Below are 21,608 nucleotides of genomic sequence, written 5' to 3'. Positions count from 1 at the left end.
TAGGGTAAGCGAGGCTTCCTCTGGTCGCGGATACATCTCGCCATGCAAGCACAGGCGCTCAAGCTGCCGGAGCCGGCCAATGAGGATGTGCTCGGTGGGGCTGCGGCCGTCCGCGCTATCGGCGAGATCGCGGAGCGCTTCGGTAAGCTCGGGGTCGAGATCACGGATATTTCCGGCCGTATCGGTGATGTCACACGGCAGCTCGAGGGGCAGGCCGAAGGGCTGCACCGGGTCGTTGCGTCCGTCGAGCAGGTTTCGCGCTCCAATCGCTCGATCCAGAGTTCGGCGGAAGACGCTCAGAAGGCGGCTTCCGTCGTCAAGAGTGGGCTGGAACGTGTCACCGGAGCGGTCCGACTGGGACTGAATGCTGCCCAAAGCGATATCGAGATGCTGAGCCACGGGGCTGAATCGATTTCGGCCGCGCTTGCCGAGGCCGTCACCAATGCCCACAAGGTTCGCGAGGCGAGCGACGCCATCCAGAAGATCACGCGCGAGATCCAGCTGCTCTCGATCAATGCCGGTGTCGAAGCGGCGCGGAGTGGTTCGGCGGGACGCGGCTTTGCCGTCATTGCTGCGGCGGTGAAGCAACTCTCCGAGCAGACGCGTGAGGCGACCGCGCTCAGCACCCGGCAACTCGACGCGCTTGTGGAAACCGTCGATCAGCTTTCCCGTCGCAGCATCGAGAATGCGGCTGTAGCCCGCCGTGCGAGCGAGGAGAGCAAGGGAATATCCCGGCAGGTCGGCGAACTCGATATCTTCGGCCGTTCGGTCGTCGGGCTGATTGGCGATATCGACGCGATCTCGAACCCGACGCGGGAGAATGCCATCGCCTTCGCCAAGGTCGGAGAGGACCTGAAGGCGCTGGTCGCCGGTGTCGACCAGTCGAGCGGCAATCTCGACCTCGCTTCAGGCCGGGCGGCTTCGCTCGTTTCGATCAGCGAGGCGATCCTGGGCTCGATTGCGGCCTCCGGCGTGCGCACCGCGCAATCGGAACTGATCGCCACCGCGATGGAGACGGCGCAAACCATTTCCGGCCTCTTCGAGGAGGCCGTGGAGCGAGGCGACGTCACGATGGCCGATCTCTTTGACGAGACCTATCGCCTGATTGGGGGCTCGGACCCCCCGCAGCATATGACGCGTTTCGTCGCGTTGACCGATCGTCTGCTGCCGCCGCTCCAGGAAGGGCTGCTGGCAGCAAACAAGCGCATCGTGTTCTGCGCCGCGGTCGATCGAAACGGCTTCCTGCCGACCCATAATCGCAAGTATTCGCAGGCGCGGGGTAGGGATCCCCTCTGGAACAATGCCAATTGCCGGAACCGCCGCATCTTTGCGGATCGCACCGGATTGGCGGCCGCCCGCAACCGGAAACCGTTTCTGCTGCAGACCTATCGGCGCGACATGGGCGGCGGCCAGTTTCTCGTCATGGAGGACCTCTCGGCGCCGATCTGGGTCAAGGGGCGTCACTGGGGCGGATTTCGCTTCGGTCTCAGCGTTTGAGGCAACCGCATTAACGGCCTGTGAGCGTTCCTGAAGGCAAGACTATGCGTAGCGCCAGGATGGCGCGTCGGGTTGAGTGAGTGTCCGGTCCAGCGTCATGCATATCGCGCCGTCTTTTCCCAATCTCTCGGTCCTGCTGATCGATAGCAGCGCGCATTACCGGCGCATCGTCCGGACCATGCTCTACCAGGCGTCGCTCCATCGCATCTTCGAGGCGGCGGATCTGTCCTCGGCCGCAACGATGTTCATTCAGAAGCAGCCGAACATCGTGGTCCTGGACTGGGATCTTCCCGATTCCGGAAGCGTCAAATGCCTGGCATCGATCCGTTCGTTCAAGACTTCGCCCTTCGCCAAGGCTCCGGTTCTGGTGATGATGGAACGTCCCGACCGTCGCTCGGTCGTGCAGGCGGCCAAGCTCGGGGCGCACGAGATCATCACCAAGCCGATCTCGCCCAACGCGCTCTGGCTGCACTTGTCCGGGATCATCAATATTCCGCGCAAGTACAAGGAGCAGAACGGCAGCATCTCGCTCGTTCCGCGTGCCATCAGCAATGCCATGTTCTGACCACATCTGCCTCGGAAACGCCCAAAGCGTTGATGCCGGGGTGCCGCCGATTAGCGAAATTTTTACCAATCTGGCGTGATGTTCCATCCGCCAATCATGGGTCCCGCCGCCGTGGTCATCACCGTCTCGCTTCCAGCCTTTCTCGGTCGTTCCGAGGCGGCAGCCTTCCGCAATCAGCTGCTTGTCGCGCTGGAGCAGAAGGAGAGCATCGCCGTCGAATGCGCTGAAGCTGGCCCCCTGCCCAGCCTCTGGATTCAGTTGCTCCATGCCGCCGCGACCAGTGCGCAGGCAAAGGGGCTCAGCGTTACGCTCAAGGCGGCCTCGGAAGAGTGCCGCAAGTCCCTGCAGGCGATCGGCTTCGATCCTGCCCAAAGCGCTCTCGTCCTGGAGTGATATCGATGCGAATCCTGGCCATCGACGATACGAAGACCCTTCTCAGTCTGCTCAGCCTGACGCTTCGCAATGCCGGACATGAAGTGGCGGAAGCGGAGAACGGCGAGGACGGCCTCGTCAAGTTCGACCAGTTCCAGCCCGATCTGGTGATCACCGACCTCAACATGCCGTTGATGGACGGAATCGAGTTTACGCGCGCCTGCCGTGCTCGGCCTGCCGGCCAGAATACGCCGATCATCGTGCTGACGACTGAGAACGGCGCCGAGATCAAGGCGGAGGGCCGGCGCGCCGGCGCCAGCGCCTGGATGGTCAAGCCGTTCGAGCCCAACACCCTGCTCGGCCTCGTTGCTCGCTATCAGAACTAAGGCTGGCCGATGGATCCGTTAGCGGAACTCAAACAAACCTTCTTCCAGGAATGCGAAGAGCTTCTCGGCGCCCTGGAGCAAAAGCTTCAGGCGCTTGATGAGGGCTCACGCGAGTCCGAGGACGTCAACGCCGCATTTCGCGCGATCCATTCGATCAAGGGCGGAGCAGGGGCCTTCGGCTGCACGGAGCTCGTCGCCTTCGCCCATGTCTTCGAGGCGTCGCTCGATCATTTGCGTTCGGGACGTGTCGCGATCGAGGACGCTCCCTTCGGCCTGTTCCTGCGCTGCTCGGATGCTGTTGCCGATCTGGTCTCGGCCGCGCGCAATGACGAGCCGGCCCGCCCGCGCCCGGATCTGCTCGAGGCGCTGGAGCGTGTCGGGCAGGCTGAACCCGTCGCGGCAGCTCCTGCCGCTGCCGCATCCGCACCTCCAGTGCCCACGGCTCCGGCGCCCGCAAGCGATGATGCCCCGCCCGGTATCGCAGCGCTCGGCAATCTGCTTGCGATGGTCGAGGCGAAGTCCGCCGCGCCAGTCAAACCGATCGATGACGGCTGGGACGACGAGCCGGTCGCCGCCGTCGCTCCGGCCGAGCCGGTGAAGGCCGGAAGCGAGATCTGCCTGCGCATCACGCCGGATCGCGACCTCTTCCGCCGCGTGATCGAACCCCGCGTCGTGCTCGCGGCCCTGCCTTCGGAGGACATCGTTTCCGTCTCCTGCGACCTGAGCCATGTGCCGTCGCTGGAGGAACTCGACGTTACCGATTGCTGGATGCGCTTTGCCGTGAACCTGCACACGCAGATGTCGGTCGAAGAGCTGCACGGCAAGTTCGATTTCACCCTCGCGACCGAGGAGTTCGAGATCGAGGCGATGCCCGAGCCGGCCAATGACGATGCGGCGCCGTTCGCGTTCGTTGCTGCCGTCGATGCGGAAGTGCCGCAGTCGGTTGCAGCCGATCTCTCGGCGATCCTGGCGAAGCTCGGGCCTGCTCCGGCGGCTGAGCCGGAACCCGTTCCTGTGCAGGCTCCGGCCCGGGCCCCAGTGGAGGCCGTGGCCCCGCCCGTGCCGCGTCCTGCGCTGCGTGCGCCTGCCAATGATGCTCCCGCTGCGCGTCAACGCCAGGCCGTCAGCGTTCGTGTCGACCTCGACCGCATCGACAAGCTGATGAATCTCGTCGGCGAGATCGTCATTACCCAGTCCATGCTGGTCGAATGCGTGCGCTCGCTGCCCTATGACGTCTATGCCAAGACTGCCGAGGGCATCCTGACGCTGTCGCGCCAGACGCGCGAGCTGCAGGACCATGTCATGGCGGTGCGCGCGCAGCCGGTGAAGGCCGTGTTCCAGCGCATGCCGCGCCTCGTCCGCGAGCTTGCGCAGACGCTCGGCAAGGAAGTGCGCCTGGTGCTCGAGGGCGAGAACACCGAGGTCGACAAGACGATCATCGAAGAGCTCGCCGATCCGCTGACCCACATGATCCGCAACTCGATGGATCATGGCCTGGAGACGCCGGACGAACGCGGGGCAGCAGGCAAGGGGCCGGAGGGCACGATCCAGCTCACCGCCGAGCATCGGGCCGGGCGCATCGTGATCTCCGTCACCGATGACGGGCGCGGCATCAATCGCGAGAAGCTTCTCGGCAAGGCCCGTTCGCGCGGCCTGGTCGGCCCCGACGAAAAGCTCGCTCCCGAGGAGATCGATCAGTTGATCTTCGCCGCCGGGCTTTCGACCGCGGAAGCCGTCAGCGACATCTCGGGCCGTGGCGTCGGCATGGATGTGGTGCGGCGCAATGTCGAGTCGCTCGGCGGGCGCATCAGCGTCGATTCCGAGCCCGGCCGCGGCTGCAAATTCACCCTGGCGCTGCCGCTGACGCTCGCGGTGCTCGAGGGCATGGTGATCCGCTGCGGTGACGATCGCTACGTCATCCCGATCGCGAGCGTGATCGAGACCCAGCATCTCGCCAATACGCCGATCGAGCATCTCACCTTCGGCCAGGAAGTCCTGCGCTGGCGGGGTGAGGTCACGCCGCTCTACCGGCTCGGCGCCGTGATGGGCTCGTCCGGGCAGCGCGACGAGAATATCATCATCATCGCCGAAACCGAGCGCGGCGGTAATGTCGGAATTGCGGTCGACGAGATCGTCGGCCAGCAGCAGGTCGTCGTGAAGAGCCTCGAGGCGAATTACGGCGCGGTCAACGGCGCGTCCGCCGCGACCATCCTGGGTGACGGCCTCGTCGCCCTGATCCTCGATGTCGACTCGATGCTGAGACTGGCCGCGACCGGCAGCCGGCAACCCGTTCCCGAACTGAAACTGGCTGGATGATCATGACCCTTCAACTCGGCGAAAAGCACTTCTCGTCGGCGCAGCCTGAATCAGCCGTGCGCCGTATCGTTACGTTCCGCGTCGGTGATCGGACCTTCGGCATCGATGTCGGCATGGTTCGCGAAATCAAGGGCTGGCAGGTGACCACGCCCCTGCCGCATGCGGCTCCGCATGTGCGCGGCGTGCTCAACCTGCGCGGCGTCATTCTCGCGGTGTACGACCTGCGCACCTCGATCGGCCTCGGCGTCACCGATGCCACGGCAACCCATGTCATCGTCGTCGTCGATGTCGAGGACAAGACTGCCGGCCTGCTGGTCGATTCGGTCTCCGACATCGTCGATGTCCCGGTCAGCGCGGTTCGTCCGGCGCCGGATCTGGAGCGTGACGAGCATGGCCTGATCGAAGGCCTGGTGCTGCTCGACACCGAGATCGTCGCCCTGCTCGACCTCGCGGCCGTGATCCGCGAAGGCGGGGCCGAAACTCCTCTCGCTCGGACGACCCGGGCGGCCTGATCGTCATCGTGGCGCGGCAACGCTCCAGATGACTGAGCCGGGGAAGGCCAACGCGCCAAGAAAGACACGACAAGAACATGGGCAGCTTCGCCGGTTCCCTTTCGAGACTCTCGGTACGGCTGCCGCTGATGTTTCTCGGTGCGGCTTTCGTTTCGGGCGGCGCCATCGGCGCTGCCGCCTATCATGTCGCCTGGGGGCGGCTGAATGAGCTCGCGCAGCTCGGGCTGAGCGCGGCCGATATCGACGGTGCCGTGCGATCGGCCATTCCGCAGATGCTGGGGATCAGCGCCGTTTCGCTGGCCGCGATCGCGGCCGTCGGCTGGTTTGCCGCGCGCTCGATCTATCGCCCCATCGTCGAGATGCGCGACGCGGTCGGCCTGCTGGCCCAGGGAGAGAACGTGGCGATCCCGGGCCTCGCCCGTGGCGACGAGATCGGCGACCTCGCCCGCGCCCTGAAGAGCATCCACGAGACCGGGGTCGAAGCTGCGCGGATCCGTGCCGCGCTCGATGACTGCCGCACCAATGTCATGGTCTGCGATCGGCAGAACCGCGTTGTCTACGTCAACAAGTCGCTGCTCAAGTTCTTCGCCGAGGCCCAGGAGGATTTTCGCACGGCTTTTCCGGGCTGCTCCGCCAAGGACATGCTTGGCCGGGTCATGGATGCTGTCTATGGCGACCCCGTGTTCGGGCGGTATGATGTCGGCGGGGCCCACTCGATCCGCTACGCGCTCGGCCGGCGCACCATTTCGCTGTCGCTGAGCCCGGTCCTGCACGCCAATGGCGAGCGTCTCGGCACGGCCGTCGAATGGCTGGAGTTGACCGATGAACTTGCCGCGGCCAACGAGGTTGCGAATGTCGTCTCGGCCGCCGTCGAGGGGGACTTTTCCCGTCGTATCCCGCTCGCGGGCAAGCCGGAGGCGATGGCTCGCATCGCCGAGGGCCTGAATCAGATCAACACGCTGGTCGAAGGCGCGGTCGGCGAATTTTCGAGCGTGCTCGGTGGGCTGGCTGAGGGCGACCTGCGGCACCGCATGGAGGGGGATTATCGTGGCCGCCTCGCCGAGCTGAAGCGCAGCCTGAATGGGGCGCTTGCCCATCTCGGCCAGACGGTCTCGACCGTCCAGCTGACGGCAGGCAACGTTTCGCGAGCCGCAGTCGAGATCAATTCCGGTGCAGGCGACCTTGCCAGGCGGACTGAAGCGACAGCCGGCAATCTGGAGGAGACGGCCGCAACGACTGAGGAGCTGGCGGCCTCCGTCAAGCAGAGTGCGGCCCGCTCCCGTGAGGCGACCCAACTGGCCGGGGAGGCCATGAATGTGGCCAATGACGGCAGGGCTGTCGTGTCCCAGGCCGTCGGCGCCATCGAACGAATCGAGACGTCCTCCGTCCGCATCTCGGAGATCGTCACCGTGATCGACGGCATCGCCTTCCAGACCAATCTGCTGGCGCTCAATGCGGCGGTCGAGGCTGCGCGGGCGGGTGATGCGGGCAAGGGCTTTGCCGTGGTGGCCTCCGAGGTGCGCGCCCTGGCACAGCGCTCCGCCCAGGCTGCACGGGATATCAAGGGCCTGATCGCGACCTCCAACCAGCAGGTCGGCGAGGGCGTGCGTTTCGTGCGCAGCACCGGTGAAGCTCTGGAGCGGATCGTGACCGCGGCAAGCAAGGTTTCAGCGACCGTCGCGGAGATTTCTTCCGCGACCGCCGAACAGGCCCATGGCATCGAGGAGATGAGCCAGACCGTCGCCCAAATGGATGAGATGACGCAGCAGAACTCGGCCTTGGCGGAGCAGAGCGCCGCATCGGCGCATGAGCTGATGGCGGAAATCGACAGGTTGAAACAGCTCGTTGCCGTCTTCCGCACCGAAGAAGGGTTCGCTGCGCCGTCGGCTCACGCTCCGCAAACCGAGCCGGCCCGATTGCAGCGGCTGGCGGCTGCAGCGCTTGTCGAGCAGGCACGTGCCACGCCGGCCGTCCGCCGCCCGGAGCCGCGCCGGCCCGAACTGGCGAAGGCCACTGCGGTCCGTCCCGAGCCGCGCCGACGACTGGCCAATGGGCGCGTCGATGATTGGGCCGAGTTCTAGTTCGATGTTGTCAGGTTCACAGTGATGCTCGCGCCTCAAGGTCTTCCCGAAGCGACGCTGACGCGCGAGGACATGGGCTTCATCTCGAAGCTCGTCTACGAGCATGCCGGCATCGTCATCCGCGAGCACAAGGAGGCGATGACGCGCGGGCGCCTTTCCCGGCGTGTCAAAGCGCTGGGCATGGGCTCCGTCGCCGAGTACTGCGCCTTCCTGAAGACGCCGGGCGCGCAGGACGAGATTCCCGAGCTGATCAACGCGGTCACCACCAATCACACCGCCTTCTTCCGTGAGCGGCATCATTTCGACCATTTGCGCCGCGACGTCCTGCCCAGGCTGGTTCAGGAACGCAGTGGACGGCGCGGGCGGATCCGGATTTGGTCCTCTGCCTGCTCCTCAGGCGAGGAGCCCTACAGCATTGCGGCTGTCTCGCGCGACGTGATCGGCTCGCGCAGCGATCTCGATTTCCGCATTCTGGCGACTGATATCGACACAGATATCCTCAACCGGGCGGAAGCCGGCATCTATCCCGCGGAGCTGTTCGAGCGTCTGCCCGCCGATGTCAGGCCGCTGCTGCGCCTGGATGGGCAGGTTGGGCGAGGAGAGGCGAGGATCAGCGATGACCTGCGCCGGCTGATCGCCTTCAAGCGGCTCAATCTCATCGAGAACTGGCCGATGCGTGGCCCATTCGATGCCATCTTCTGCCGAAACGTCTTCATCTATTTCGATACCCGGACCAAGGCCACGATCCTCGATCGCTTCGTCGATCTGCTTGCGCCGGGAGGCTTCCTCTATCTCGGCCATTCCGAGTCGCTACCGCAACCTCACCCGCAGCTCAGGCTGATCGGCCGCACGATCTACGAGAGAACCCCATGAGTATCACGCGGTCCTCTCGACGCTATTTCGACCCCCGTTTCGAGGCGACGATCATCACGGTTGCGCCTGGCGAGCACGAGATCACCTCGGCGAAGGATGAGATCGTCGCGACTGTGCTGGGGTCTTGCATCTCGGTCTGCATGCGTGATCCGCAGGCAGGGGTCGGCGGGCTGAACCATTTTCTGTTGCCCAAGAACAACGGCGGCAACGATGCCAGCGCCGGCGAGCGGTATGGCGACACCGCGATGGAAGTTCTCATCAACGGCCTGCTCAAGCGCGGCGGTAAACGAAATCACCTCGAAGCCAAGGTCTTTGGCGGGGCGCGGGTCCTGTCGGGTGCAACCATGCTCGCGATCGGTGACGGCAACATCGCCTTCGTGCTCGACTTCTTGAACCGCGAGGGCATTCCCATCGTCTCCAAGGATGTCGGCGGAACGCGCTCGCGGCGAATCCACTACCAACCTTCCACGGGGCGGGCCTGGGTGCAGCATGTGCAGCCGAGCGTCCGCAGCAGCGAGCACGAGCAGGAAGTGGCCTATCTCAACCGACTTAAGACCCAGCCTGTCGCAGGTGATGTCGAGATCTTCACATGACCCTGAACCAAGCACCATCGGCCAGACCCGTCACTGTCCTTGTCGTCGACGATTCCGTCCTGATGCAGAAGCTGATGACGCAGATCATCGACTCCGCCCCCGGTTTCAAGGTGATCGGCGTCGCCGGCAGCGCGGAGGAGGGCTGGGACGCGATCCAGGAGTTGCGGCCAGACCTGCTGACGCTCGACCTCGAACTGCCGGGACGGCACGGCCTCAAGTTGCTGGCACGCGTGCTGAAGCAGGACCCGTTGCCGGTACTGATCGTCTCAGCCTTCGGCGGGCCGGGCGCCGACAACACCATCCAGGCGCTGGAACTGGGAGCGATTGACTTCATCGAGAAGCCGGACGGTACGACGCATACTCTCGAAGGCTTCATGAAACATCTGGTGGCCGCGCTTCATCGTGCCTCGGCCAGCCGAAAGATGCTTGCGGCCGCGCGCGCTCTGGCGCGCGAAGCTGCACCGGCAAGGCTGGCTCCGGTTCGTGAGCCGGCGCGCGCCTCCGCCTCGCCCGGCGGCCGCACGTCGTTGATCGCGATCGGCGCCTCTACGGGCGGAGTGCCGGCCGTGCAGGTGGTGATGCGGGACCTCGCCAATTTGCGCATCCCGATGGTCGTGGTTCAGCACATGCCCGCAGGCTACACGGCAAAATTCGCGGCACGCCTAGCAGCCGCCACCGGCCTTGACGTCCGTGAGGCCGCTGACGGGGATAGGCTGAAACCAGGCATGGCGGTCGTCGCGCCAGGCGGCTTGCGCCATCTCGAGATCGAGGAGCGCCGCGGGGAACTGGTCTGCGTTCTGAAGGAAGGACCGCTGGTCAGCGGTCACTCGCCTTCGGTCGATGTCATGTTCCACTCGGTGGCGCGCAGCCTGGGTGCCCATGCGGTAGGTGTCCTGCTGACCGGGATGGGCCGGGACGGGGCTGACGGTTTGTTAGCCATGCGCAAAGCCGGCGCCGAGACGTTAATTCAAAGTGGCGAAACCTGTGTGGTAAACGGGATGCCGAAAGCAGCATTCGAGATCGGGGCCGCTGATCGCGTTGTGGCACTCGACCAGATTGGCGCCGCTATCGGCCACCTGATCGCAGAACGTCCGCATCAGCGCACCGCCTGAGGAGAGCGTGATGAAAGCCAGAAGTGACTACCGGATCCTCGTGGTCGACGACCAGAAGAGCATGCGTGGTCTTGCCACCTATTTCCTGAAGCAGATCGAGTTCCAGGACATCGATGAGGCGGAGAATGCACGCGAAGCGCTGATGAAGATGCAGACCAAGCGCTATGATCTGCTTCTGCTCGACTGGAATATGGACGGCATGAGCGGCATCGATCTGCTGCGGGCGATCCGTTCTGTGCCGGAGCTCAACCAGATCAAGATCATCATGGCGACCTCGGAGCGCTCGGTCGACAAGATGGACGAGGCGACCAGCAACGGCGCCGACCATTATGTCGTGAAACCCTATGAGCTTCGCGATCTCGAGGTGCGAGTGAAGAAGGTTCTCGCCTGCTGAGCGCAGGCGGCTCGAGACCAATCTCACCATTGTGATCCGGCGCCCCGGGCCTTCATGGCTGCGGGGCGCTCTCATTTGCGCCAGTATCTGCGCCGGATCATGAGATTTCGCGGGAGGGGAGGCCATGCCGCTGCTTCGTCGTGACGTGCTGAGCCTGATCGGCGGGCTCGCCGCGAGCCCATCGCTCGCCATATCGCCCGATACGCAGAGCGCCCCCGACGCCTACCAGTTTGCGTTCGACCGGCTCGAGGGTGGCCATATTCCGCTTGCGGCCTATCGCGGCAAGCCGATCCTCATCGTCAACACGGCCACCAATTGCGGTTACGCGGGGCAGTTCGCAACGCTTGAGCAGCTTTGGCAACGCTATTCCGGCCGTGGCCTGATGCTGCTTGCGGTGCCGAGCAATGATTTCGGCGGGCAGGAGCCGCTGGAAGGCATGGCGATCGCGGAAGCTGCGCGCCAGACCTATGGCGCGACTTACCCCTTCGCCGCGAAATCGAGCGTGCGCGGCCCGGACGCCCATCCGTTCTATCGCTGGGCGGCGACGCGGCGGCCGGCCGAAGTCCCGACCTGGAACTTCCATAAATATCTGGTCGGGCGCGATGGCAGCCTCGTCGGAGGCTTCCCCGCGAGCTCGGACCCGGTGGGCTCACAACTGATCCGGGCTATCGGTCAGGAATTGCACGCAGCCTGAGCCCGTCTTCAGCTGCGCGCGTAGATGTCCTCAATGCGGATGATGTCGTCCTCGCCGGTATAGGCGCCGACCTGGACCTCGATCAGTTCGAGGTCGATCCTGCCGGGATTGCGCAAGCGGTGGACGCAGCCGATCGGCAAGTACACTGATTCATTCTCATGCACGTGCGTGATCTTGGCATCGACCGTAACTTCGGCCGTTCCGGAAACCACGACCCAATGCTCGGCGCGATGAAAGTGCTTCTGCAGGCTGAGCAGCCCGCCCGGCTTGACGTTGATGCGCTTAACCTGGAAACGCTGGCCGATATCGATGCGCTGATACCAACCCCAGGGTCGGTAGACCCTCAGGTGCTCGCTCGCCTGCGGCCGGCCATCGGCCTTCATCAACTCGACGAGGTTCTTGACCTTGCCGGCGGCGGCCATTGACGAGACGAGCACGGCATCGCGCGTCGCAACCACGACCACATCGTCGAGGCCGAGAACCGTCGTCAGCACGTCGTCGCTGCGGACATAGATGCCGTGGCTATCGAGCGCGACCACCTCGCCTTCGAGGACGTTGCGATCGGCGTCCTTCTGTTTGACCTCGTGGATCGAGTCCCAGGCGCCGATATCGGACCAGTCGAAGCTTGCCCGCACGACGCCGGCCGCCCGCGTACGCTCCATCACCGCGTAGTCGATCGAGATCTTGGTTGCCTGGGCGAAGGCCTCCGGATCAAGGCGCAGGAAGTCGAGATCGCGGGTCGCGCCGGCAATCGCGGCGCGCGCGGCGCTCAGCACTTCGGGAACGTGGTGCTCCAACTCCTCGCACATGGTCGCGGCGGCGAAGACGAAATTGCCGCTGTTCCAGAGATATCCTTCTTCGAGATAATGCGTGGCCCGTTCGAGGTCGGGCTTCTCGACGAAGCGCTGCAGACGCTTTGCGCGCTCGCCGGGCAGCGGCTCGCCGGGAGCGAGATAGCCATAGGCCGTCGAGGGATGCGTCGGGGGAATGCCGAGCGTCATGATCAGGCCCGACGCAGCGAGTTCGGCTGCGATCGCACAATCGTCGCGAAATGCCGCGGTCGCGTTGATGACGTGATCGGCTGCGAAGGCCGCGCAGATCGCGCCGGTCCTGCGCTGCTCCGCCAATAGCGAGCCGACTGCGACCGCCGCGGCGGAATCGCGTCGCTCCGGCTCCAGGACGATCTCGCCCTTGATGCCGATCGCGAGCATCTGTTCGGCAACGATAAAGCGAAAGTCATTATTGGTGATGACGATCGGTGCATCGAAGCGCGGATCATGGAGCCGCTGCAGGGTCGCCTGAAAGGTCGAGATCCCGTCGCCGAGCAGCGGAATGAACTGCTTGGGCAAGGTATCGCGCGACAGCGGCCAGAGCCGGGTGCCGGCTCCGCCGGCCATGACGAGCGGAACGATTTTCGGGACTGACATCAAGCGCGCTCTTTTCAGGCAGGTCGTGACCCTGCTCCCTTACAGCAACGTCACTACCATTGGTTAAATGCGGGGTCGTGGAAAAGTTCAGGCCTTGGCCTTCTGGCCCGGGCGGAAGGCGACGATGACGCTCGGGTCCGTTTCCAGGGAGGGCCCTTCGATCAGGTCAATGCAGTAGGGTATGGCGGGCATCACGGCGTCGAGGCATTCGGCGATCGCGCGGGGGCGTCCCGGCAGGTTGACGATGAGCGAGCGCCCGCGGATCCCGGCGGTCTGGCGCGAGAGTATCGCGGTCGGCACCTTGACGAGGCTGACCTGGCGCATCAGTTCCCCGAAGCCCGGCATCAGTTTCTCCACAACGTCTTCTGTGGCCTCGGGCGTGACGTCGCGGGGGGCAGGACCGGTGCCCCCGGTCGTGACGATGAGACAGCAGCCCTCGCGGTCGGCGAGTTCGATCAGGGTTTCGGCAATCGCCTTGCGATCGTCCGGAATGACCCGCGCAACGGCCGCCCAGGGCGAGGCGAGCGCGTTCTTCAGATAGTCGCGAATGGCGGGGCCGCCCTCATCGGCATAGATGCCCGCTGAGGCCCTGTCGGATACCGTGACGATTCCGATCTTGATATCGCTGGTCATGCCGTCGCACCGTTGCAGGATGATCGTGGCCGGTATCGGGCAGGCGGAGAGCCTGGTCAATCGCATCATGTGCCGCCGCCTTCCGAACCGGATGTCGGCTCGGCATGGTGGCGTCCCGGGAGCTTCCTCTATTGAAGCGCGCTCCAAGTCGCCGGTAGTGCCGCGCGATCCTTATCAGTGCTTTGTCGATTGATGCCGATTCCGCAGGCGCCGCAGCCACATACGGGCCAGGGCGGCGACCTGTGCCGGCCCTGGCGTGGCGCTGCCGATCGAGATGATCGCATTAGCCATGGTTCTGCGTTCGCCCCAGACATAGGTTCCGGAATCGACGCCGTCACCAGCGCCGCTGTCGAAGAAGGCCGGCGGTATTTCCGTGAAATCGGCCTGGAGCATCGCAATGGTCAGCGCTCGCCCTGGCGAGTGGCGGGCTTGCGTCTCGTCATAGGCGATCTTCAGAAACTGCCGGGTGCCGCCGCTTTCGACGAGCAGTCCCATCGCCATCGGCCTGCCATCGAGCAGCAGCGTGTCGCACTGGAGCGCATCCTGTTCGGCGAAGAGATCGGCGAGCTGGCGGAAATAGGCCGTGTCATCCGGCAGGCAGGCGATTGCGGTTGCGGCTTGCCCCTTCCAGCCGGCCGCTTCGAGCGCGAGGAAGGTTTCCAATGCTTCGCTTGCGGCCTGACGACGCCGGCGCTGGAAGGAGACCTCGCCGTTTCGCCCGATCGCCCGGAACTGCTGCATGCGCTTCTTGTAGCTTGAGCCGAGTGCGCGACGGAGATAGCGCTCGGCATCGTCGCCGGGCTGAGGGATCATCACGGGACGCTGCCAGGTTTCGAATGTCGTCAGCCGGCTGCCGGTGACGCGGCAAGCTTCCTGAAGGGCACGAAAGCCCGGCCCCTCCATGGGCAGGAGCGGCAGCGCCAGGGTTTTCGGCAGGTCACGCGAGGCGGCGAGGTGGCGCAGCAAAGCGAGCGCGATATCCTCGGCATTGTCGCGGTCCAGCACGGGGGCGGACGAAACCTCGTAGAGCGGCACGAGCGGAGCGGCGAGGATGGGGGTAAAGCCGCTGCGCCAGTCGCGCTGCCGACGCAGCGGCCAGATTCCGACGAGGCTCTCGGAGCCGAGGGCCTCACTGCGCCAGGCCGTCAGGATGACGATACTGTCATCCGGAACCAGGACCCGCGCAGCCGCGACTGTGGCTGGCGACATGGCAGGGTTGGGCTCGACCGCTCGTTCTGCGAGTTCGCCGAAGGCTGCGTCGTGGCCGACATAGTCGCCAAGCCGCGTGCGCCTGATGACGATCTCGGCGCTCATCGGACCCTCGTACGGAGGCGGCGAGCCGGCTCTGAGCAGGACTGGATCAAGGCTGGCCGCCGCCCTGCCTGCCGAGGCGCATTTCACCACGCAATGATAGCACAAAGGCGATGACCTGCGCGGCGGCCCGGTAGAGTTCCTCGGGGATCTGATCGTCGAGCTCGACCGTCGAGAGAGCTTGCGCGAGCACCGCGTTCCGCTCGATGTCGACATCATGTTCGCGGGCAGTCTCGATAATCCGCTGAGCAAGCTCTCCGCGGCCCTTTGCGGTGACGCGCGGGGCGCCATGGCCGTCATACTTGAGCGCGACCGCGAGCGGATCGGGAGAGCGAGAGGTCATGACAGGCGGTCCAGGAATTGGCCGGCGGCCGCTCGCCTGGCTTGCGGCTGGCCGGTATGAATGTCGACAGTGCCGTCTTCAAACTGTGCATTGGCCAGCGCTGCCTGGAGGTCAGGCGCCGCACCACGCAGGAACTGGCTCGTTCCCTCGCGTTCGGCCCAGAGGGAGACGCTGACCGCGCGTCCCTGGAGCGTTACGACACCTTGCAGCGGGCCCATCGGCTCGGCGTCGAGCGCAAAACGCACGCGCCAGAGGGGCGCTTCGACACCGGAGGGGCCGCGGCGTGGAGGGTCCTTCTCGATATGCAGCGGCAGGATCGCGGTGCCCGCGTGGAAAGCGAGGGGGATTTCCGTCACCCAGCGTTGGCCTTGCGCGACCTCGGGACGGTTAGGCTCTGGCGGCAGCGATGCGAATTGGGAGAGCTTGACGCGGTCGAGTGCGGCTTCTGTCTGGTCGAGCAGCGTGCGTGCGATGACGAGCGGCTTCTCTCCGGCCGACAGACTGGGTTCGGCAATCGATTGAGGGGCGAGTGCGCCGTCGCGTCGTGGCGGAGACGGGCGGATAGGCGCTTCCGGTTCGTTCGTTGCCCGCTCTGCCGTTTTCGGTCCTGCTCCCGAGGGTTTGAGCCCTGGAGCGGCGGCGTCCGGGGCGACAAGCGGGCGCAGCATGTCGCTGAGCGCGCGTAACCCAGCTTTCAGATCGCCGTGAGGAGAGAGCCCAGGCGCGGCTGCTTCCGGGCGGTCGTTTGCTCGTGAAGGCAGCCTCGCTTCCTGCGCATCCAGGAAAAGCCCGGAGCGTGCGACTGCCTGCTTCAAACCCTGGCCGGTTACCGATCTGCGCTCGCCCGGCATGGCCTGAGCCAGGATCTGGTCGATCAGGCCCATCAGGGGCTTGGGCAGAACGAGAGAGATCGTACCGTTGGCAAGCACCCGCAGATTGGCGAAGAGCGGCGCCAGACTATCCTGGCGAGCGAGAGCCTCGCCCATGAGCGGGCCCGCAAACGCGCGCGGCGAGGGAGCTGCCCCGGATTGCAGCAGTTGGCCCGACGCAGGGGACGCCGAAACGGCAGCGGGGAGGGGCGACGGTGCTGAAGAGCTGGGGCCGGCAAGACGCGGCGTCGAAACGGGTACGCTGGAGCCGGCAGCCTCCGGAGCGGACGGCTTGACGCTGCGACCAATATCCAGTGCGAGCGATGTGAGCGCTGGCTCGCGTCGCGGACCGTCGACGGGCACCAGCTGAGCCTGGGGCGCGAGAGCTTCGCTTGGCGGGCGCACTGCCAGCAGAGTTGCCCGCATGCCCGTTCCACCGTCTTCCGGAGCCTCGATCTTGAGTGTGAGCGTCGTGCCGGGCTGAAGCGCGGCCTGTCGAACCTCCGGGCCGGCGAGCACGAGGTCGATCTTCACGCCATCGATCACTGCGGTCGCGGTTCCGTCCTTGCCCAGGGAGAGCAAGCGCGCTTCCACTGTCTTACCGGGCTCGAGGCCGGCTTCCGGAGCCAGGGCTGCAAGCAAGGTGGCGAGGGTCTGGCTCTGGACGAGAGCGGCGAGATTCATTGGGGGCGCGACCATTGACTGACTGTCGCAGTTTCCCACGAAATCTTAAGGAATCTCTTGCCCTTGCAGGGCATCTCTGCGTGCCTCGCTCTGGTGCGGGCGCTGGCGATGGGGCAGGTTTGCGCGCCAATGCATCAAGGACAACGCAGATGGATTATCGCCGGCTCGGCCGTTCCGGCCTAAAGGTATCGCCGCTATGCCTGGGAACGATGATGTTCGGAGGTGCGACCGAGGAAAGCGATGCACGAGTCATCGTCGATCATGCGCGCGCCGCGGGCATCAATTTCATCGACACGGCCGACGTCTATAACGAAGGCCGCTCCGAAGAGGTGACGGGGCGGGCCATTGCCGCGAACCGGCACGACTGGGTGCTGGCCACCAAGGTTGCGAGCGTCATGGGGCCGGGGCCCTATCAGAGCGGCCTCTCCCGGAAATGGGTGATGCAGGCCTGCGAGGACAGTCTTCGGCGGCTCGGGACGGAATTCATCGATATCTACTATCTCCACAAGGAAGATCACACCGCGCCGCTTGGCGAGACGGTGCGTGCGCTCGGTGATCTCGTGCGGCAGGGCAAGATCCGGCATTTCGGCGTTTCGAACTACCGCTCTTGGCGGGTCGCCGAAATCTGCCGGCTCTGCGATGAACTCGGGATCGACCGGCCTGTGGTCAGCCAGCCCTATTACAACGCGATGAATCGCATGCCCGAGGTCGAGCATTTGCCCGCCTGCGATTTCTATGGCCTGGGTGTCGCATCCTATTCACCTCTCGCCCGCGGTGTGCTGACGGCCAAATACGAACCGGGACAGGCCCCTCCGGAGGGCACGCGGGCCGGCCGCGCCGACAAGCGGATCATGCAGACCGAATGGCGCGAGGAATCGTTGATCATCGCCCGCACCATCCGCGACCATGCGGCTGCGAAGGGGCTCACCCCGATCCAGTTCGCGGTGCGGTGGGTGCTGAACAACGCACTGGTGACGGCGGCGATCGCCGGTCCGCGCACCCTCGAACAATGGCAGGCCTATCTCGCGGCGCTCGATGCCCGCTTCGACGCCGAGGATGAGGCCCTGGTCGATCGGCTCGTACCCGCCGGCCATCCCTCGACGCCAGGCTACAGCGATCCAGCCTACCCGCTGGAGGGCCGGATCACGCGCAAGGCCTGAGGCCAGCCTCGCCGGCGTGGAGCTTGCTCTTTCCGAATGGGCTGCGCCAATAGGGGCCTGCGGGTGCCGCAGCCAGGCCGGGGCCTGGCACGAGCAGGAGGGCCCATGGCGGTCGAAGGCCTTACCGGTGATCTCGTCAAGGTCGTGGCGCTCCTGGGTGCGGGCGTCGTCGCGGTGCCGATCTTTCGCCGTCTCGGCCTCGGCTCGGTGCTTGGTTACTTCACCGCCGGTGTCGCCATCGGACCATCGGGGCTGGGCCTCTTCGCCAACCCCGAGGCGGTGCTCCACGTCGCCGAGTTCGGCGTGGTCATGTTCCTGTTCATCATCGGCCTGGAGATGCAGCCCTCCCGGCTCTGGAAGCTGAAGGGTGAGATCTTTGGGCTCGGTGCTGCACAGGTCTGTTTGTGCGGGGCACTGCTGACTGGTGTCGGCCTGCTCGCCGGCCTGAGCCTTCCCGCTGCCTTCGTGGCCGGAATGGGCTTCGTCCTGTCCTCGACCGCCGTCGTCATGCAGATGCTGAACGAGCGTGGCGAGACCTCGACACTGCATGGGCAGCAGGCGGTGTCGATCCTTTTGCTCGAGGACCTTGCGATCGTGCCGCTGTTGGCGATCGTTGCGCTCCTTGCGCCGGCGAAGCCGGGGGATCCCGGCGACTGGCTCCCGCTTCTGATCGCCGTCGGCTCCGTTATTGGTCTCGTGGTCGCGGGGCGCTGGTTGCTCAACCCGATGTTCCGACTGCTCGCGGCTGCGCAAGCCCGCGAAGTCATGACGGCGGCCGCGCTGCTGGTTGTGCTCGGGGCCGCGCTCGCCATGCAGTTGGGCGGACTTTCCATGGCGATGGGGGCCTTTCTCGCCGGCGTGTTGTTGTCGGAGTCGAGTTTCCGACACCAGCTTGAAGCCGATATCGAGCCGTTCCGCGGGATCCTGCTCGGCCTGTTCTTCCTTGCCGTCGGCATGTCGCTCGAACTCGATCTGATCGCCCGTGAATGGCGCCTGGTCGCACTCGCCGTTTTGGCGTTCATGGTGGTGAAGGCCAGCGGTATCTTCATCGTGGCGAAGCTGTTCGGCTCCAGGACCCGCGACGCCATCACGCGGGTGGCGCTGTTCTCACAGGGCGGTGAGTTCGCCTTCGTGCTCTATGCCGCTGCGGCAGCGGCCGGCATTTTCGACGCGCAGGTCAACGCGGTGGCCAGCGCCACGGTGATCCTGTCGATGGCGCTGACTCCCTTGCTCGTGTTGGCTCTCGATCGCTTCCTGCCGGCGGAGCAGACCTCCCTGGACGGCGTCGAGATTGCGTCCGGATTGCACGGGAGCGCGCTGATGATCGGCTTCGGGCGTTTCGGACAGGTCGCGAGCCAGACCTTGTTGGCGCGGGGCTGCAGCGTCTCGATCATCGAAGTCGATGTCGAACTGATCCGCGCAGCGTCGAATTTCGGCTTCAAGGTCTATTACGGCGACGGCACGCGGCGCGAGATCCTGCATGCTGCCGGCGCCGAGCGGGCGCAGGTGATCCTGGTTTGTGTCGATAATCGCGTGACTGCCGACAGGATCGTCGCCATGGCGCAGGCCGAATTCCCGCACGCGAAGCTGTTCGTGCGAGCCTATGATCGCGGCCATGCCATGGATCTGATCCGCAGCAATGTCGAGTATCAGATCCGGGAGACCTTCGAATCCGCCATGCTTTTCGGCGCGGCGGCACTGCGCAGCATGGGCGTGTCGGAAGAGGAGGTTGCGGAGATCGCCGAGGATGTGCGCCGTCGCGACGATGAACGGCTGGATCTCCAGGTGGCGAGCGATATCCATGCGGGCAACAATCTCCTCCACGGCAACACACCGATCCCGACCCCGCTGACCGCACCGAAGGCGCCCGGCAGGATTCTGGGCTCCGCCCCGGATGATTATGGCGATGTCGGCGGCCCGTGAATTAGCCGGCCGTCAACTGTTCCCAGCCCGCCATCGCGCCGCGAACGACCGCGTCCAGTTGCTGGCGCGAAGCACCGTCGCGCGCCTGGATCGACATGCCCTGCTGAACGGTGACGTAATAGCTCGCGAGGGCTTCTGCATCGACGCCGGGTGGAATCTCTTCGGCGTCGATCGCGGCGCGCAGCCGCTGGGCGATAGCCGCGACGCTCCCGGCGCGCATATCACGCAGTTTGGCCGCGGTCTCGTCGCTGACGCCAACCGCATTCACCGCCGAGAGCACGATCATGCAGCCGGGCGGGCGCCCGGGCCGTGTGAAGACCGCTGCGCTTGCCGTCAGGAACGCGGAGACCGCTTCGCGGGCGGTTGGCGCCGCTGTCAAAGGGCCGGTGATCTCATCGCTTTCACTGGCCTCGAAGAAGTCGATGGCTTCGCAATAGAGTTCCTCCTTGCTGCCGAAAGCGGCGTAGAGGCTCGGCGAGCCAATGCCCATCGCTCCCGTCAGATCGCTGAGGGAGGTGGCCTGATAGCCCTTGGCCCAGAAGACCAGCATCGCCTTCTTCAGGGCGTCGGACCGATCGAAGGCGCGGGGGCGGCCGCGTTCCGTCATTGTCATTCCTTTTCTGTGCTGATCGTTAGATAATTGCCTTGACGGGCGGAGGCAAGCGCTCCATCTGTTTCTATATCGATCACCACAGAAATGGACTTGCCTGATGTCACGCTTCACTGGAAAGAAGGCCCTGGTCACGGGCGGCAGCCGCGGCATCGGTGCCGCCATCGCCTTGCGATTGGCTCGCGAGGGCGCCGATGTGGCGATCACCTATGAGCACTCCGCCGACAAGGCAGGCGAGGTGGTCCGCGCCATCGAGGCCCTTGGCCGCAAGGGATTCGCACTTGCTGCCGACAGCGCTGATCCGGTGGCGGTCAAGGACGCGGTCGACAAGGCCGCAGCCTCGCTGGGCGGGCTCGACATCCTGGTCAACAATGCCGGCATCTGGCGCGGAGGAGCGGTTGCCGAGTGGAGTCTCGCCGATATCGATGCGACACTCGCAGTCAATGTTCGCGCCGTCGTGCTCGCCTCACAGGCGGCCGCGGCACATCTCGGCGCAGGCGGACGCATCATCTCGACCGGGTCCTGCCTCGCAGATCGCGTGGTCGAAGAGGGTGCGACGCTCTACGCGATGAGCAAGGCGGCGCTGATCGGCTTCACCAAGGGGCTCGCCCGTGACCTCGGCCCGCGCGGCATCACGGTCAATATCGTGCATCCAGGCTCGACCGACACAGACATGAATCCGGCGATCGGCCCGCAGGCCGATGCGCAGCGCGCCCGCATGGCGATCCCGCGCTACGGCAAGCCAGAGGATATCGCGGGGCTGGTGGCCTATCTGGCGAGCGAAGAAGCGCGTTTCGTTACCGGGGCGGGCTTTGCAATCGATGGGGGCGCCAACACCTGAAGACTGGCCTGGCGGCGGCTCAGTTCAGCATGCAGAAGCCGCCGACCACCACTTCGCTGCGGCACCAGATCCTTGGTTCCTCGGCGGTGCTGAGCCGCAGCATCGCTGGAGCTGCCGCGCTGGCTGTCGGGAAGGGCGGGCGCGACGGGGCGTCGCCCTTGGCCGCTTCCTGCTGTGAGGATCGGCCGACCCGCGGCGCGACCCCGACGGAGGTCCCGCTTCCTCCGCCGGAACTGGTCTGGGAGCTTCCATGCGACGAACGGCTTCCGCCGCGGAATTTCGCGGCTTCGGCACCCGCCGGCAGCAACAGGGCGGCAATGACGGCAATCGTGAGAACCCGGATCATGCTGCACTCCCTGAGACGGGAACAGATTGCCGCTGCGGAACGGGAGGGCAAGAAAAGCCTCTCGCC

The 21,608-nt window shown here is 65.3% G+C and carries 22 protein-coding genes; 15 read left to right on the top strand and 7 right to left on the bottom strand.

What is annotated here, in order from left to right; translation table 11 throughout:
- The first annotated feature begins 42 nt into the window (after positions 1-42).
- The 12 genes from AB4099_RS01870 (at position 43) to AB4099_RS01815 (ending at position 11,395) form a co-directional block, all read left to right on the top strand.
- Positions 43-1,497: a methyl-accepting chemotaxis protein gene (locus AB4099_RS01870; RefSeq protein ID WP_441476828.1), complete on the top strand. Its 1,455-nt coding sequence runs from the start codon at positions 43-45 to the stop codon at positions 1,495-1,497.
- A 97-nt stretch (positions 1,498-1,594) separates the two neighbouring features.
- Positions 1,595-2,062: a response regulator gene (locus tag AB4099_RS01865; protein WP_043233423.1), complete on the top strand. Its 468-nt coding sequence runs from the start codon at positions 1,595-1,597 to the stop codon at positions 2,060-2,062.
- 78 nt (positions 2,063-2,140) lie between these two features.
- Entirely contained in the window at positions 2,141-2,455 is a 315-nt protein-coding gene (locus AB4099_RS01860; protein WP_113513869.1) for an STAS domain-containing protein, read from the top strand.
- Between the two features lie 5 nt (positions 2,456-2,460).
- Positions 2,461-2,820 carry a response regulator gene (locus tag AB4099_RS01855; RefSeq protein WP_441476827.1) on the top strand — a complete coding sequence of 120 codons (360 nt, stop codon included), beginning with the start codon at positions 2,461-2,463 and terminating at the stop codon, positions 2,818-2,820.
- Positions 2,821-2,829: 9 nt separating this feature from the next.
- Positions 2,830-5,136 carry a chemotaxis protein CheA gene (locus tag AB4099_RS01850; protein ID WP_441476826.1) on the top strand — a complete coding sequence of 769 codons (2,307 nt, stop codon included), beginning with the start codon at positions 2,830-2,832 and terminating at the stop codon, positions 5,134-5,136.
- A 2-nt stretch (positions 5,137-5,138) separates the two neighbouring features.
- Positions 5,139-5,648, top strand: coding sequence for a chemotaxis protein CheW (locus AB4099_RS01845; protein ID WP_069882586.1), 510 nt, complete (start codon positions 5,139-5,141; stop codon positions 5,646-5,648).
- A gap of 77 nt (positions 5,649-5,725) precedes the next feature.
- Positions 5,726-7,729 carry a methyl-accepting chemotaxis protein gene (locus tag AB4099_RS01840; protein ID WP_441476825.1) on the top strand — a complete coding sequence of 668 codons (2,004 nt, stop codon included), beginning with the start codon at positions 5,726-5,728 and terminating at the stop codon, positions 7,727-7,729.
- 24 nt (positions 7,730-7,753) lie between these two features.
- Positions 7,754-8,602 carry a CheR family methyltransferase gene (locus AB4099_RS01835; protein WP_441476824.1) on the top strand — a complete coding sequence of 283 codons (849 nt, stop codon included), beginning with the start codon at positions 7,754-7,756 and terminating at the stop codon, positions 8,600-8,602.
- Complete coding sequence (locus tag AB4099_RS01830) at positions 8,599-9,195, top strand: hypothetical protein (protein WP_069879776.1); 597 nt, start codon at positions 8,599-8,601, stop codon at positions 9,193-9,195. The genes AB4099_RS01835 and AB4099_RS01830 overlap by 4 nt, the downstream gene beginning before the upstream one ends.
- Complete coding sequence (cheB, locus tag AB4099_RS01825) at positions 9,192-10,307, top strand: chemotaxis-specific protein-glutamate methyltransferase CheB (protein ID WP_441476823.1); 1,116 nt, start codon at positions 9,192-9,194, stop codon at positions 10,305-10,307. The genes AB4099_RS01830 and cheB overlap by 4 nt, the downstream gene beginning before the upstream one ends.
- Before the next feature lie 10 nt (positions 10,308-10,317).
- Entirely contained in the window at positions 10,318-10,701 is a 384-nt protein-coding gene (locus AB4099_RS01820; protein ID WP_043233413.1) for a response regulator, read from the top strand.
- Positions 10,702-10,825: 124 nt separating this feature from the next.
- A complete protein-coding gene (locus AB4099_RS01815; protein ID WP_441476822.1) occupies positions 10,826-11,395 on the top strand; it encodes a glutathione peroxidase in 570 nt (189 codons plus the stop codon).
- Between the two features lie 8 nt (positions 11,396-11,403).
- Here AB4099_RS01815 and AB4099_RS01810 read toward each other — a convergent pair whose 3' ends face one another.
- The 5 genes from AB4099_RS01810 to fliK form a co-directional block, all read right to left on the bottom strand.
- Complete coding sequence (locus AB4099_RS01810) at positions 11,404-12,822, bottom strand: mannose-1-phosphate guanylyltransferase/mannose-6-phosphate isomerase (RefSeq protein ID WP_441476821.1); 1,419 nt, start codon at positions 12,820-12,822, stop codon at positions 11,404-11,406.
- Between the two features lie 87 nt (positions 12,823-12,909).
- Positions 12,910-13,455, bottom strand: a complete 546-nt coding sequence (gene mog, locus AB4099_RS01805; RefSeq protein WP_113514071.1) for a molybdopterin adenylyltransferase — start codon at positions 13,453-13,455, stop codon at positions 12,910-12,912.
- A gap of 174 nt (positions 13,456-13,629) precedes the next feature.
- Positions 13,630-14,769: a GNAT family N-acetyltransferase gene (locus tag AB4099_RS01800; RefSeq protein ID WP_441476820.1), complete on the bottom strand. Its 1,140-nt coding sequence runs from the start codon at positions 14,767-14,769 to the stop codon at positions 13,630-13,632.
- Positions 14,770-14,815: 46 nt separating this feature from the next.
- On the bottom strand, positions 14,816-15,109 hold the full coding sequence (locus AB4099_RS01795; protein ID WP_441476819.1) for an EscU/YscU/HrcU family type III secretion system export apparatus switch protein: 294 nt from the start codon (positions 15,107-15,109) through the stop codon (positions 14,816-14,818).
- Positions 15,106-16,677, bottom strand: a complete 1,572-nt coding sequence (gene fliK, locus AB4099_RS01790) for a flagellar hook-length control protein FliK (RefSeq protein ID WP_441476818.1) — start codon at positions 16,675-16,677, stop codon at positions 15,106-15,108. The genes AB4099_RS01795 and fliK overlap by 4 nt, the downstream gene beginning before the upstream one ends.
- 134 nt (positions 16,678-16,811) lie before the next feature.
- Between fliK and AB4099_RS01785 the strand changes: the two genes are divergently transcribed.
- The gene (locus tag AB4099_RS01785) at positions 16,812-17,822 is read left to right on the top strand and encodes an aldo/keto reductase (RefSeq protein WP_441476817.1); all 1,011 of its coding nucleotides are present in this window, start codon (positions 16,812-16,814) and stop codon (positions 17,820-17,822) included.
- 105 nt (positions 17,823-17,927) lie between these two features.
- Positions 17,928-19,745, top strand: a complete 1,818-nt coding sequence (locus AB4099_RS01780) for a monovalent cation:proton antiporter-2 (CPA2) family protein (RefSeq protein ID WP_441476816.1) — start codon at positions 17,928-17,930, stop codon at positions 19,743-19,745.
- Position 19,746: 1 nt separating this feature from the next.
- On the opposite strand, the gene AB4099_RS01775 is transcribed toward AB4099_RS01780, so the two are convergent.
- Complete coding sequence (locus AB4099_RS01775) at positions 19,747-20,352, bottom strand: TetR/AcrR family transcriptional regulator (protein ID WP_441476815.1); 606 nt, start codon at positions 20,350-20,352, stop codon at positions 19,747-19,749.
- A 103-nt stretch (positions 20,353-20,455) separates the two neighbouring features.
- Between AB4099_RS01775 and AB4099_RS01770 the strand changes: the two genes are divergently transcribed.
- Positions 20,456-21,196, top strand: coding sequence for an SDR family oxidoreductase (locus tag AB4099_RS01770; RefSeq protein WP_441476814.1), 741 nt, complete (start codon positions 20,456-20,458; stop codon positions 21,194-21,196).
- A gap of 19 nt (positions 21,197-21,215) precedes the next feature.
- Here AB4099_RS01770 and AB4099_RS01765 read toward each other — a convergent pair whose 3' ends face one another.
- Entirely contained in the window at positions 21,216-21,542 is a 327-nt protein-coding gene (locus AB4099_RS01765) for a hypothetical protein (RefSeq protein ID WP_441476813.1), read from the bottom strand.
- Positions 21,543-21,608 lie beyond the last annotated feature (66 nt).

It is taken from the genome of Allobosea sp. 2KB_26 (assembly GCF_052115715.1).
GTDB lineage: Bacteria > Pseudomonadota > Alphaproteobacteria > Rhizobiales > Beijerinckiaceae > Allobosea.
This window is presented reverse-complemented; position numbering and strand designations above follow the sequence as displayed.

Coding starts and splice junctions, on each gene's coding strand:
- AB4099_RS01870 (WP_441476828.1), top strand. CDS start 43: ATGCAAGCACAGGCGCTCAAGCTGCCGGAGCCGGCCAATGAGGATGTG.
- AB4099_RS01865 (WP_043233423.1), top strand. CDS start 1,595: ATGCATATCGCGCCGTCTTTTCCCAATCTCTCGGTCCTGCTGATCGAT.
- AB4099_RS01860 (WP_113513869.1), top strand. CDS start 2,141: ATGTTCCATCCGCCAATCATGGGTCCCGCCGCCGTGGTCATCACCGTC.
- AB4099_RS01855 (WP_441476827.1), top strand. CDS start 2,461: ATGCGAATCCTGGCCATCGACGATACGAAGACCCTTCTCAGTCTGCTC.
- AB4099_RS01850 (WP_441476826.1), top strand. CDS start 2,830: ATGGATCCGTTAGCGGAACTCAAACAAACCTTCTTCCAGGAATGCGAA.
- AB4099_RS01845 (WP_069882586.1), top strand. CDS start 5,139: ATGACCCTTCAACTCGGCGAAAAGCACTTCTCGTCGGCGCAGCCTGAA.
- AB4099_RS01840 (WP_441476825.1), top strand. CDS start 5,726: ATGGGCAGCTTCGCCGGTTCCCTTTCGAGACTCTCGGTACGGCTGCCG.
- AB4099_RS01835 (WP_441476824.1), top strand. CDS start 7,754: ATGCTCGCGCCTCAAGGTCTTCCCGAAGCGACGCTGACGCGCGAGGAC.
- AB4099_RS01830 (WP_069879776.1), top strand. CDS start 8,599: ATGAGTATCACGCGGTCCTCTCGACGCTATTTCGACCCCCGTTTCGAG.
- cheB (WP_441476823.1), top strand. CDS start 9,192: ATGACCCTGAACCAAGCACCATCGGCCAGACCCGTCACTGTCCTTGTC.
- AB4099_RS01820 (WP_043233413.1), top strand. CDS start 10,318: ATGAAAGCCAGAAGTGACTACCGGATCCTCGTGGTCGACGACCAGAAG.
- AB4099_RS01815 (WP_441476822.1), top strand. CDS start 10,826: ATGCCGCTGCTTCGTCGTGACGTGCTGAGCCTGATCGGCGGGCTCGCC.
- AB4099_RS01810 (WP_441476821.1), bottom strand. CDS start 12,822: ATGTCAGTCCCGAAAATCGTTCCGCTCGTCATGGCCGGCGGAGCCGGC.
- mog (WP_113514071.1), bottom strand. CDS start 13,455: ATGACCAGCGATATCAAGATCGGAATCGTCACGGTATCCGACAGGGCC.
- AB4099_RS01800 (WP_441476820.1), bottom strand. CDS start 14,769: ATGAGCGCCGAGATCGTCATCAGGCGCACGCGGCTTGGCGACTATGTC.
- AB4099_RS01795 (WP_441476819.1), bottom strand. CDS start 15,109: ATGACCTCTCGCTCTCCCGATCCGCTCGCGGTCGCGCTCAAGTATGAC.
- fliK (WP_441476818.1), bottom strand. CDS start 16,677: ATGGTCGCGCCCCCAATGAATCTCGCCGCTCTCGTCCAGAGCCAGACC.
- AB4099_RS01785 (WP_441476817.1), top strand. CDS start 16,812: ATGGATTATCGCCGGCTCGGCCGTTCCGGCCTAAAGGTATCGCCGCTA.
- AB4099_RS01780 (WP_441476816.1), top strand. CDS start 17,928: ATGGCGGTCGAAGGCCTTACCGGTGATCTCGTCAAGGTCGTGGCGCTC.
- AB4099_RS01775 (WP_441476815.1), bottom strand. CDS start 20,352: ATGACGGAACGCGGCCGCCCCCGCGCCTTCGATCGGTCCGACGCCCTG.
- AB4099_RS01770 (WP_441476814.1), top strand. CDS start 20,456: ATGTCACGCTTCACTGGAAAGAAGGCCCTGGTCACGGGCGGCAGCCGC.
- AB4099_RS01765 (WP_441476813.1), bottom strand. CDS start 21,542: ATGATCCGGGTTCTCACGATTGCCGTCATTGCCGCCCTGTTGCTGCCG.